This is a genomic window from Rhodococcus oxybenzonivorans (assembly GCF_003130705.1).
GTDB classification, from domain to species: domain Bacteria; phylum Actinomycetota; class Actinomycetes; order Mycobacteriales; family Mycobacteriaceae; genus Rhodococcus_F; species Rhodococcus_F oxybenzonivorans.
Map to the genome: position 1 here is coordinate 448,961 of NZ_CP021354.1, position 13,209 is coordinate 462,169.

Consider the following 13,209-nt stretch of genomic DNA (forward strand, 5'->3'; position numbering starts at 1 on the left):
CAATCTGTAACATATCGATGGTTTGGAATCGATGCACTTATTCGGGTGAGTCGCGTTTCGCGTGATTCCCCACGAGTTGTACAAGATCCGATTCGGCGAAGGAAGTCTGGGGCGCAGGCATGCCGGTGGCGTGCCTGTGTGATCGCTTCGGAGGAGATGGAATGAACGCGAAGTTCGATGATTTTATCGACGAGAAGGGCCATATCCGGCTCGACTCGGACAGTACGTTGGTCGACTATGTCCAGCGTCACACGCGAGAGAACTCGGACGAGTTGGCGTACCGCTACATCGACTATTCGCGGGACCGTGACGGCGAAGCCCATGAGCTGACCTGGGAACAGTTCGGTCATCGCCTGCGTGCTGTCGCCGCCCGCCTCCAGCAGGTCACCAAGCCCGGCGACCGTGTCGCCGTCCTCGCGCCGCAGGGTCTCGACTACGTCATCTCGTTCTTCGCCGCAATCCACGCCGGCACCATTGCGGTGCCGCTGTTCGATCCCGACGAGCCCGGTCACACCGACCGCCTCCACGCCGTCCTCGGTGACTGCAAGCCCTCCGCGATCCTCACGGCCACCTCCTCCGCCGCGGGTGTTCGCCAGTTCTTCCGGTCACTTCCCGCAGCCGAACGCCCTCGGATCATCGCGGTCGACGCCATTCCCGACAGCGTCGGCGACAGTTGGGTTCGCCCCGAGATCGACCTCGACGACATCGCCTACCTGCAGTACACGTCCGGGTCCACGCGTGTCCCCGCCGGTGTCGAGATCACCCACCGTGCCGTAGGCACCAACGCCCTGCAGATGGTCGACTCCATCGAGCTCAACGAGAACTCGCGCGGCGTCACGTGGCTGCCACTGTTCCACGACATGGGCCTGCTGACGGTCATCCTGCCTGCGCTGGGCGGCAAGTACATCACCATCATGAGTCCGCGTGCCTTCGTGCAGCGTCCGTACCGCTGGATCAAGGAGCTTGCCGCGGTTTCGGACGGCGCGGGCACCTTCGCCGCTGCCCCCAACTTCGCCTTCGAGCACGCGGCCGCCCGCGGTCTGCCGAAGAACGGTGAGAGCCTCGACCTGAGTAACGTGATCGGCCTCATCAACGGCAGCGAGCCGGTGACGACGTCGTCGATGCGCAAGTTCAACGAGGCGTTCGCGCCCTACGGTCTGCCCAAGACCGCGATCAAGCCGTCGTACGGCATGGCCGAGGCCACCTTGTTCGTGTCGGCGACCCGCCACTCGGACGAGGCCCGGGTCATCTACGTCGACCGCAATGAACTCAATGCGGGACGCGTCGTCAAGGTCGATCAGGACGCCGAGAACGCGATCCCGCAGGTGTCGTGCGGATACGTGGCGCGCAGCCAGTGGGCGGCGATCGTCGATCCGGAGACGGGCATCGAGCAGCCCGACGACCGGGTCGGGGAGATCTGGCTGCACGGTGAGAACATCGGCACCGGCTACTGGGGTCGCACCGACGAGACCGCGGAAACGTTCCACAACAAGCTGATCAACCGGCTCGCCGAGGGCAGTCACGCCGAGGGCACACCCGAGGACGCCAATTGGATGCGGACCGGAGATTTCGGCGTCTACATCGACGGTGAGCTGTTCATCACCGGCCGGGTGAAGGACCTCGTGATCGTCGACGGCCGCAACCACTACCCGCAGGATCTCGAATTCTCCGCGCAGGAGGCGAGTAACGCCCTTCGGCCCGGTTTCGTGGCCGCGTTCGCCGTCCCGGCCAACCAGTTGCCGTCGGTCGTGTTCGAAAACACACAATCGGGGCTGTCGTTCGACCCCGACGATTCCTCGGAGCAGCTCGTCATCGTCGCCGAGCGTGCTCCCGGCGCCGGCAAGGCCGATCCGCAGCCCATCTCCGACACGGTGCGGGCAGCCATCTCGAGCAGGCACGGTGTGACCGCACGGGACATTCTGTTGGTGCCGGCGGGATCGATTCCGCGCACGTCGAGCGGCAAGATCGCCCGCCGCGCCTGCAAGGCGAGCTACATCGAAGGGACCCTGCGTGGCGGATACACGCAGACGGCATTCCCCGATAGCGTTTCCGACTAGTCCACTTTCTGACGGGTAGCTTGGTGAGTTGATGGCTGAATTGAATGAAGACCGGGGTAGCAGCGCAAGTGCGACCACCAGCGATGCGGACCGACCGGCGGGGTCTGCCGGCGACATGACGGTTGCGCAGCTGCGTGAGTGGCTCCGCAACTGGGTCGCCGACGCTACCGGCCAGCCGGTCGCCCAGATCACCGACGACCGCCCGATGGAAGAGTTCGGCCTCTCGTCCCGCGACGCCGTCGCCTTGAGCGGCGAGATCGAGGAACTGGTCGGTGTGACGCTCACCGCGACGGTCGCCTATCAGCATCCGACCATTGCCTCGCTCGCCACGCGCATCATCGAGGGTGAGCCCGAGCAGATCGACGATTCGGCCGATGCCGCATACTACGCGTCCGCGCCGACGTCCGACTCGCACGACATCGCGATCGTGGGGCTCTCGACCCGATTCCCGGGAGCGGGGGAGACCCCCGTCGAGATGTGGGAGATGCTCGCGCAGGGCCGCGACGGCATTTCCGACCTCCCCGAGGGCCGGTGGGAGGAATTCACCGCCGACCCGCAGATCAAGGCGGCGGTCGAGAAGGCCAACACGCTGGGTGGATACCTCGACGACGTGAAGGGTTTCGACGCGGAATTCTTCGCGATGTCTCCGCTCGAGGTCGTCAACGTCGATCCGCAGCAGCGCCTCGCGATGGAGTTGACCTGGGAGGCGCTCGAGCACGCCCGCATTCCCGCGAGCGATCTCAAGGGCGAGCAGGTCGGTGTGTTCATCGGCAGCTCGGCCAACGACTATCAGATGCTGGCGGTCAGTGCCGAGGGCGGCGCTCACCCGTATGCGCTGACCGGCACGTCGACAGCGATCGTCGCGAACCGTGTCTCCTACTTCTACGACTTCCGTGGGCCTTCCGTCGCGCTCGACACGGCGTGCTCCTCCTCTCTGGTCGCCGTCCACCAGGCGGTACGTTCGCTGCGGACCGGTGAATCCGACGTCGCGCTTGCCGGTGGCGTCAACATGCTCATCGCGCCCCCCGGGACCCTCGGGTTCGACCAGCTCGGTGTGATGGCCGCCAACGGGCGCATCAAGGCATTCTCCGCTGACGCCGACGGCATGATCCGTGCAGAAGGCGGCGGACTCGTCGTTCTGAAGCGCCTCGAAGATGCCGAGCGCGACGGCGACCGGGTTCTGGCCGTGATCGCCGGTAGCGCAGTCAACCAGGACGGCCGCTCCAACGGTCTCGCGGCCCCGAACCCGGACGCTCAGGCCGACGTTCTGCGACACGCGTACCGCGACGCCGGCATCAATCCTTCGGCTGTCGACTACATCGAAGCTCACGGCACCGGCACCATCCTCGGCGATCCGATCGAGGCCGACGCGCTCGGCCGCATCGTCGGGCGTGGACGTGCCGACGACAAGCCTGCGCTCCTCGGGTCCGCCAAGACCAACTTCGGCCATCTCGAGGCAGCCGCCGGTGCGGCCGGACTCATCAAGGTCGTGCTGGCGATGCAGGAAGACACCCTGCCGCCCACCCTGAACTATGCGGGACCCAACCCGTATATCGCGTTCGACAAGGCACACCTGCAGGTCATCCCGGAAGGTGCGGCCTGGCCGCGCTACTCGGGCGCCGCGGTGGCCGGTGTCTCCGGATTCGGTTTCGGTGGTACCAACGCTCACGTCGTCGTGCGTGAATACACCGGGCCGGTTGCGGGCGAGGAAATCACCGGCGCAGACAGCGCCGACGCGACAGACGTCGCCGCGCAGGTCGATGAGACCGCGGCTGTGGAAGAGACCGCGGCTGTGGAGCAGACCGTCGTCCTTCCGGTGTCGGGCGCGCTGCCTTCCCGACGTCGCCGTGCCGCCGCCGATCTCGCCGACTGGCTCGAGACGGAAGAGGGCAGCACCACGCCCCTCGCCGATGTCGCTCGTGCCCTCGCGCGCCGCAATCACGGTCGTTCCCGGGCCGTGGTGCTGGCGAAGACGCGTTCCGAGGCGATCACCGGATTGCGTGCGGTCGCCGCGGGTAAGCCGGGTCATGGTGTGTTCTCGGCTGATTCACCGTCGTCGAAGGGCCCGGTGTGGGTGTTGTCGGGCTTCGGTTCACAGCACCGCAAGATGGCCAAGCAGCTCTATCTCGAGAATGCTGTGTTCGCTGCGGCCATCGACGAAGTGGACGCGCTGATCGAGGACGAGGCCGGCTACTCCATGAAGGAGAAGTTCCTCGACGACAGCGTCGACTACGACGTCGAGACGTCGCAGGTCGGCATCTTCACGATCCAGATCGGCCTGGCGGCGTTGCTGCGCCATCACGGCGCCGAGCCGGAGGCCGTGGTCGGTCACTCCATGGGCGAGGCCGCGGCGGCGTTCATCTCCGGTGGTCTGCCGCTGGAGGACGCAGTCCGGGTGATCTGCGCCCGTTCGCGTCTGATGGGTGAGGCCGAGGCCACGCTCGAGGGCGATGACATCCGTCTGATGGCGCTCGTCGAGTACAGCGCGGCCGAGATCGAGACCGTTCTCCCGGACTTCCCGCACCTCGAGGTCTGCGTGTACGCGGCCCCGACCCACACGGTGATCGGCGGACCCGAGTCCGAGGTGAACGCGATCGTCGCGCGGGCCGAGGGTGAAGAGAAGATGGCCAGGGTCCTTCAGACGAAGGGCGCGAGCCATACCTCACAGGTGGACCCGCTGCTGGGTGAACTGGCCGCCGAACTGGCCGGGATCGAGCCCACCAAGCTGAAGTGTGGCGTGTACTCGTCGGTCGATCAGGACACCTTCTACCGCGCCGGCCATGAGCCGATCCACCGCGAGGAGTACTGGACCAAGGGTCTGCGGCACAGCGTGTACTTCACCAACGCCGTGCGCCTCGCCGTCGGAAGCGGGCACACCACGTTCGTGGAGCTCGCCCCGAACCCGGTGGCCTTGATGTCGGTGGCGGCTACGGCCTTCGACGCCGGTCTGCACGACATGCAGCTCATCCAGACGCTCAAGCGCAAGGAAGACGAGCCGCTCGGTGTGCTCGCCGCGCTGGCGCAGCTGTACGTCCACGGACACGCGGTCGACCTGTCGTCGTTGCTGCCCGCCGGCGACTACGCGTCCGTGCCGCGCACGGCGTGGCTCCGGAAGCCGTACTGGGTGCACAGCCGCATCACGTCGAGCGGCAACAACCGAGTTCCCGGTGCGCACGTGTCGTTGCCCGACGGTCGCCACGTGTGGGAAGTCCAGGCCGATGCCGTCACCGACCTGCCCGCGTTGGTCACCGCCGCCGCGGCCCAGGTGCTGTCGGATGTCGCTCTGACTGCGTCGATTTCCCATGCCGAGGTTCCGGCCGACGGAACCCTCACCACCACGCTCACCACCCATCCCGGTGGTGCGTCCGTTCAGGTGCATGGCCGGACCGCGTCCGGTTTCACGCTGCTGTTCGATGCTGCGGTCTCCTCCGGAGAGGTGCTTCCGACACCTGTCGCTACCGCGGCGCCGGCGACCGAGCCGGTGGAGGAAATGCCCGAGGTCGTCGAAGACATCGGGGACAAATGGGACCCGAACGGTTCGCAGTCGCTGGACGATCGCCTGGCGCTGATCGTTGCGGAGTCGATGGGTTACTCACCCGAAGATCTGCCTGCCGAGATCCCGCTCATCGAACTGGGCCTCGACTCGCTGATGGCGGTGCGCATCAAGAACCGCGTCGAGTACGAGTTCGACATCCCGCAGCTTCAGTTGCAAGCAGTCAAGGACGCCAACCTCATGGAGGTGGGCAAGTACCTGCGATACGCGGTGGAGAACCGTGAAGAGGTGCAGGCGCTCGCCGACAAGCAGAAGGCCGAGAGGGAGGCCGCCGAGGCCGCCGAGGCCGCGGAGGCCGCCAATGATGCGGAGGCCGCCAATGATGCCGAGGCCGCTAACGTTTCGGAGTCTGTGACCGAAGCCGCCGCACCGGTGTCCGAGGCTGTGACCGAATCCGTCCCACAGGAACGCGTTGTCGCGAACGGCAATTCGATGGACAGCAAGGAAGCGTTCGCCGATGCGACGGGTTCGGACGTCCCACCGCGTGATGCGGCCGAGCGACTGACCTTTGCGACGTGGGCCGTCGTCACTGGTGAGTCCGCGAAAGGCATCTTCAACACGTTGCCGATCGTCGGCGACGAGGTGGCGGAGAAGCTGGCCGCACGCCTGTCCGAGCGTGCGAACGGGGACATCACGTTCGACGACGTCCTCGATGCCACGACCATCGAGGAGCTGGCCAATGTGGTCCGCGGATTCCTCGAGGACTCCGGCAAGATCGACGGGTTGGTGCGCACACTGCGCGCGCGTCCCGAAGGGTCCACTGCCGTACCGGTATTCGTGTTCCACCCGGCCGGCGGTTCGACCGTCGTGTACGAGCCGCTGCTCAAGCGACTGCCCGAGGGCACGCCGATGTACGGGTTCGAGCGCACGGAGGGTCCGATCGAGAAGCGTGCCGCCGAGTACCTTCCCTTGATCCGTGAGATCCAGGGCGATGGGCCGTACGTGCTGTACGGCTGGTCGCTCGGTGGTGTGCTGGCATACGCGGTGGCGAAGCTGCTGCGGGCCGAGGGTGCCGACGTCCGGATCGTCGGCCTGATCGACACCGTCATGGCGGGTGAAGAGGTGCCGGAGACTCCGGACGAAATCCGGAAGCGCTGGCAGCGTTACGCGGCGTTCGCGAAGAAGACCTACAACGTCGACTACCCGCTGCCGTACGACAAGCTCGCGGCGGCGGGCAGCGACGAGGAACAGGTCAAGATCCTCACCGAATTGCTGAAGCTGAGCGGCACCAAGATTCCGGGCGGCATCATCGAGCACCAGCGCACGTCGTGGCTCGATAATCGGGCCATCCAGACTGCCGAGCTGGAGCAGTACGACGGCGAGGTGGTCCTGTACATGGCCGACCGCTATCACGATGACGTCATGCAGCTCGAGCCCGCTTTCAAGACTCGTAAGCCCGACGGCGGCTGGGGTGACGCGGTTCAGAACCTGGAGATCATCCACGTCGGTGGCGACCACCTGCAGATCGTTGACGAGCCCTACATCGCGAAAGTCGGGGCCGATCTCACCAAGAAGCTGGCGGCCATCCACGCCGTCGGAATCGGAGCACAGTAGTGACCACGACCACCGCAGAGAAGCTGGCGGAGCTGCGCGAAAAGCTCGACGTCGCCAAGGAACCCGCGGGAGAGCAGGCGATCGCCAAACGTGCGAAGAAGGGGATTCCCAGCGCACGGGACCGCATCGACATGCTCCTCGACCCCGGAAGCTTCATCGAGGTGGGCGCGCTGATGCGCCAGCCCGGTGACCCCAACGCCCTGTACAGCGACGGCGTCGTCACCGGCCACGGCACCGTCGACGGACGCCCGGTCGCAGTGTTTTCGCACGACCAGACCGTGTTCGGTGGTTCCGTCGGTGAGATGTTCGGCCGGAAGGTCGCGGCGATCATGGAATTCGCGGCCAAGATCGGCTGCCCCTGCGTGGGCATCAACGACTCCGGCGGCGCCCGAGTGCAGGACGCGGTCACCTCGCTGGCGTGGTACGCCGAGCTCGGCCGCCGGCAGGAGCCGCTGTCCGGGATGTGCCCGCAGATCTCGATGATCCTCGGCAAGTGTGCCGGTGGGGCCGTGTACGCGCCCATCAACACCGACATTCTGGTGGCCACCGAGGAGTCGTACATGTTCGTGACCGGACCCGACGTGGTGCGGAAGATCACGGGCGAGGACGTCAGCCTCGAGGAGCTCGGTGGCGCCCGGAACCAGGCGCAGTACGGCAACCTGCACCATGTCGCGGCCGACGAGAAGGCGGCGTTCGAGTGGGTGCGCAAGTACCTCAGCTTCCTGCCGTCGAGCTGCATGGAGCAGCCGCCGGTGGTCAATCCGGGTCTCGAACCGGAGATCACGGACTCGGACCGGGATCTGGACACGTTCATTCCCGACGCCGACAACGCCGGCTACGACATGCACGACATCCTGCTGCGGATTTTTGACGACGGCGAGTTCCACGAGATCGGCGGGCAGGTCGCGCTCAACATCATCACCGGCTTCGCCCGCGTGGACGGACGCACGGTCGGCGTGATCGCGAACCAGCCGCTGGTCGCGGCGGGTGCTCTGGACGCCCAGGCCTCGGACAAGGCCGCGCATTTCATCCGCATCTGCGACGCCTTCGACATCCCGCTGGTGTTTGCCGTCGACACGCCTGGGTTCCTTCCAGGTCTCGAGCAGGAGCGGATCGGCGTCATCAAGCGGGGCGGCCGGTTCATCTTCGCGTTCGTGACGGCGACGGTGCCGAAGGTGACCGTCGTGATCCGCAAAGCGTACGGCGGCGCGTACGCCGTCATGGGCTCCAAGCAGCTCGGTGCAGACATCAACTTTGCGTGGCCCACCGCCCGCATCGCCGTCATGGGCGCCGAGGGTGCCGTCGATCTCATCGGCCGCCGTCAGATCGAGGCCGCCGGCGAGAACGCACCCGCGGTCCGGCGTCAGCTGATCAACTTCTACAACGAGAACATCGCAACGCCGTACATCGCCGCCGAGCGCGGCTACATCGACGCGGTGATCGAGCCCTCCACGACCAGGCTCGAGATCCGTAAGGCGCTGACGATGCTGCGCGACAAGACAGTGCAGCGCAATCCGCGCAAGCACGACTTGATGCCCCTATAGCTGATCCGTGCCGATCAAGGCCGATGTCACACAGTCCGATTCGATTGCTGTGACCTCGGTTCGGCGCCGTCGCCACCGCCGTACCCCGCGGGAAGTCCCGCCGACCGCCGAGTGTGCCCGGTGACGGTGAACACCGAGGGACGCGGACGAGAAGCTGCGAGCGACCGGGCGGCGCGAAGGTCAGCCAGCACCGTCGCCGGTGCCGTCGAAATCTGCTCGGGCGAGTGACTGACCACGACGATGCCCTCCCGCTGCATGCGCGCCCGACGAACGACGGTGGCCTCGTGCAGTTCCGGGGAGAAGTGATACCTCGGCGAGTCGAGCTCCCATGCCAGGGCCACGTCGTCGAGCCACCCCTCCGGGCGGGCGAGCCACTGCCCCGTCGCGGAGAGCACGTCGACGCCCTGCTGCAGTGGCGGAAGGTCACTCGAGCCGTACAACATTCGGGCGTGAACCTCGGCGACGGAGTGCGCGTCTTCGCTGAGCTCCCGCAGTACCGCGCGCGGCACATGGCTTCCGCGGTGGCTGCCCGACGCCAGTTCGCGCGCCAGGTCGTCGACGGTGACGTCGCCGCGCTGAATCCCGTCGGCGAGCAGCGCACGACACCTGTCGGGTAGCAGGGTCCGCCGCGCCGCATCCAGGAGGCTACGTTCGGGAGGTGCGAGCCGGAGCAGTCCGCGCTGGACCAGGGTGGGCATCCGCCACGTCCGCTCGACCTTCACGTACGCCCAGTCACGTCGATGGCAGACAGACGGAACAAGCAGCAGCACCTCGTTTCTCGACGCCGACCGGTTGTACCCGAGAGCGGTCAGCGCCGCGTGCCCGGACAGCAACGAGTCGGGCCCACCGTACTCGAGCGCCGCCAGGTTCCGTTGCAGCGTCGTCGGCGGCCCGTTGTGCAGCAGGACCACGCCGGGCAGGATGCGCTGCCACGGACCACGCTCACCGCAACGGGCGGAGATGGTTCCCTTCGCGATGCCCAGCCGTTCCAGCTCGGCCGTCCGCACCACCGCGTCCCGGCTGATCGCGGTGATGGCAGAAAGGTCGTCGGCCCACGTTCCACGTCGCATGGATCAGAGCATGCCGGGCGTGCCCGGGCCACCTCCGGGAAAGTGCAGGTGGCACTTTTGCCCTGTGGATGAACCGGAAGTTGTGGATAACTCGCGCTACGGGCTGTCGTACACCCGCAGGGTGCCGGGCGACCACAGTCCGGACCTGGTGCTGGTGGCGGTGTCGACGGTGGCCGCGGTGGCGTCCGGGTAGTACCGGTCGAAACGCTCGAGCGAGCCCCAGTCCCGACCCCAGTCGTCCCGCATGTAGGTGGGGATGGCGGTGGCGCCTGCCAGCAGTCCGGTGAACCCGAGCGGGCCACCGTTCTCGGCGGACTGCCAGGTGTCGGTGGAGCTGACGGCGAGTGGCCGGTCGGGGAGGATCCGATAGTTCGGCATCTCCGCGACCCCGTTCTGATGGTCGAACGGTCGCTGGCACGGGAATTGAAGCCCCACGGCCCAGTCGAGGAGAACCGGCTGCGTGCTGCCGATCGTCGAGTTGAGCGTGTCGAGCGTCGGAACCCGCGGCGGGGTGAACGCGAGCCACTGGTCGCCGGTGAGGTTGGGATCGTTCGCGATGATCCGGACCGCGTCGGTGTCCGGAGCGAGCTCGTCGATGGGGACCCGCAGGTTCCGCCACGACGGCGCGGGCCCGATGTCCTTGGGCAGGTAGGTGCCCTGGATTTGCACGGTGCCGTCGGGCTGACGCTTGCCGTACTCGACGAGGAGGGACTGCCCGTAGGTGGTGGCGCCGGTCGGGTCGACCGACCAGATACGTCCCGCGGCCGACATGACGACGAGCGGGGACTTCTCGCTGCGCTCGGGAAGCGCGTACCAGCTGGAGGACAATGTCGCCGGTTCCTGGACGCCTTCCTGGTAGCTGCCCATGACCGGGGTGGTGCTGGGGTCGAGTCCGAACGGAAGCTTTGCGGTGCTGCCGTTGACGCCGGTGCGGCCGGTGCCGCCGCTGGTGCCGGCGCTGCCGCCGGTCTCGAAGCTGGGGCCGACGCTCTGGTTGTCGGTGTTGCCCATGCCCTGTTTGACCTCGACGTAATCGGCGGTGAGGTCGGAGGGCACACCGTTGGGGGAGAAGCCGGTGGGCGCGGCGCCACCGAGTGGATCGGCGGGGTCGGCCAGCGGCGTCGTGGGGTCGGGGATGGGTGCGAGATTGCCGCCGTTGGTGTCGCCTTCGACGAGTACGTCCTCGGCGAGGCCGCACGTCTGACCGGAAACGGAGTCGAAGTTGGACCGTGCCAGCGAGTACGCCGGGTACTGGGACACCGCACCCTTGAGTAGGGAGACCACCTCGAACAGCACCATGACGCCGGCGACGACGGTGAGCGGTGCGGCGGCGAACTTCCTGATGCGCCTGCCCTTTTCGGTGTTGGGCCGGACGGGCGGCGCGGCGAAACCTTCACGCAGGTATTGCCAGGCCGCGAGTGCCACCGCGAGTCCGAAGAGGACGAGGAAGAGGGTGTTCGACTCGCGGCCACCCAGCGACACCGTCTTGTCGAACCACGGCACCCCAAAGCTCGACACGTACCAGTACCCGTTGATGCCGGCGAAGGTCAGCGCGAGCATCAACAGCAGTCCGGCGAGGAAGATGGTGCGGTTGCGACGCGACCGCAGCGCGGACGCCGACACCGCGACGGCGGTGAGCGCCGCGAGGGAACCGGCGATGCCCGCGTACGCCCCGAAGTGGTGGGTCCACTTGGTGGGGTTGAACATCATGAAGAAGATCGTTCCGAACACCACTCCGAGCAGGCGCCACGACGGTCCGGTGGCGGCACCGGGAATTCGCCTGCGCCGCAACAGAATGAACAGTGTGGTGAGCAGACACAGGATCATGGTGAGGAACGCGAACCGGCGAGCGACGGATCCGTCGACGGTCGGCACGAACAGGTAGTAGTAGCGCAGGAAGTCCTTGTACCACTCGAGGTTGGGGCCGATCAGAGTGCGGACCCGGGTGGCTTCGAGGACGGCCGCCAGGGTCTGATCGGCGAACACCACGACCAGGACGATGGTGCCGGCGGCGGCGATCGGCGCCAGCAACGGCAGCGTCCCCACCTGTCGGTGACGTTTGACGATGATGCGGACCAGCGGCCGAGTACCGGCGAGGAGAGCGGCCACACACATCAGGCCGGTTGGGGCGGCCGCGAGTGTGAAGGCACCGATGAGCACGGCAACTGCTGCGGGCAGGAGCCGCCCGGTCGCGATCGCGCGCTCGATGGAGCACCAGGTGAGCAGCGCACCGAGGGCGACGATGGGCTCGGGACGCAGGCCGTTGTTGTAGGGCAGCCAGAACGCGAGGAAGACGAGACCCCCGGTCCACAGTGCCACCTTGTTGCGGCGCACGGAGCGGCCGAGGCGGGGAGCAACCTCGCGGCTGATCACCAGCCAGCAGAGAATTCCGGCGATCAGGGCGGGCAGGCGAATGAAGGGGCTGGCCGTCGAGATCTTCGCCATCGCGGCCAGGACGTCGTAGTACCAGCCGAACGGCGCCTCGGGAACACCGAACCAGCGGAAATAGTTGGCCATGTATCCGGCGTGGTCGGACACCCGCGCCATGGTGAGCAGATATCCGTCGTCCGACGTGTTGGCACCGATGAAGTGCCAGACGACGAGGGTGCCGACGACGAGGGTGTCGAGGCCGGTGAACTTCCACCAATGCGACGGGAAGAAGTTGCGGTGCCCCCGTCCGTCCGTGCCGTCGAGTCTGCCGAGGGCGACCATGGCGATGGCCGTGGTGAGGAGGGCCACGATCATGGCGACGAGCTTGATCAGCGTGGGGCTCGACGAGAACCGTGAATCGACGTCCATCGTGAACGAGAGGCCGGCAGGGGCTGCGCCGTTCGGGAGATCACTGAAGACCCCGGCCACCTGCGGCCGCAGGTCGCCGGTCAGCTGACCGGCGATGGGAACCCCGGTGGGGGCGCGGAGGCCGACGAACTCCGCCGAGGTGGTGTCGATGTCGGACGTGATGCGGATCTCCGAGCAGGCGCCCGACTGCACCTGTTCGCGCGGTGCCGTCGCGATGGTGACGTTGCGGTCGAGGACGTCGACGGACTTGTCCGACACGCGCACGAACATCGCGTTCAACGCGGCGCCGTCACCCTGCGCGGGTGCGGTCGAGAGCAGGATGCCGCCCCGCTCGGGCAGCTCCGCGACCGCGGAGCACGGGATCGTGGCCGACAGGGCGACCGGTACCTGCGACATCAGCGGTGCCTCGAGGTCGCTGACCTGGCCGTTCTCCGGCCAATTGACCGTTGCGGTGCTCTGCTCCACGGGCATGAACGGGGTGGCCAACGCCAGCACCAACCCGATGAGGCCGGTTACTACGGCGACCAGACGAGCGGTCCGGTACTCGCCCCGTCGGTCCTGCCGGGCAGGCGGCGGGGGAGCTGCGGGTTCGGACACAGGGATTGTCACGGCGTCGGGCACGGTTGTCGATG

5 protein-coding genes are annotated in these 13,209 nt (G+C 67.0%); 3 read left to right on the forward strand and 2 right to left on the reverse strand.

Annotated features, from left to right (window positions below):
• The first annotated feature begins 161 nt into the window (after positions 1 to 161).
• The 3 genes from fadD32 (at position 162) to CBI38_RS02270 (ending at position 8,708) form a co-directional block, all read left to right on the forward strand.
• Entirely contained in the window at positions 162 to 2,057 is a 1,896-nt protein-coding gene (gene fadD32 / locus CBI38_RS02260; RefSeq protein WP_109326048.1) for a long-chain-fatty-acid--AMP ligase FadD32, read from the forward strand.
• A gap of 115 nt (positions 2,058 to 2,172) precedes the next feature.
• Positions 2,173 to 7,164: a polyketide synthase Pks13 gene (pks13, locus tag CBI38_RS02265; RefSeq protein ID WP_109326049.1), complete on the forward strand. Its 4,992-nt coding sequence runs from the start codon at positions 2,173 to 2,175 to the stop codon at positions 7,162 to 7,164.
• A complete protein-coding gene (locus tag CBI38_RS02270) occupies positions 7,164 to 8,708 on the forward strand; it encodes an acyl-CoA carboxylase subunit beta (RefSeq protein ID WP_109326052.1) in 1,545 nt (514 codons plus the stop codon). The genes pks13 and CBI38_RS02270 overlap by 1 nt, the downstream gene beginning before the upstream one ends.
• A 26-nt stretch (positions 8,709 to 8,734) precedes the next feature.
• Here the strand turns inward: CBI38_RS02270 and CBI38_RS02275 are convergent, their stop codons facing one another.
• Together CBI38_RS02275 and CBI38_RS02280 are read right to left on the reverse strand one after the other, a co-directional pair.
• Complete coding sequence (locus CBI38_RS02275) at positions 8,735 to 9,778, reverse strand: hypothetical protein (protein WP_230990060.1); 1,044 nt, start codon at positions 9,776 to 9,778, stop codon at positions 8,735 to 8,737.
• A gap of 96 nt (positions 9,779 to 9,874) precedes the next feature.
• On the reverse strand, positions 9,875 to 13,198 hold the full coding sequence (locus CBI38_RS02280; RefSeq protein WP_109326053.1) for an arabinosyltransferase domain-containing protein: 3,324 nt from the start codon (positions 13,196 to 13,198) through the stop codon (positions 9,875 to 9,877).
• Positions 13,199 to 13,209 lie beyond the last annotated feature (11 nt).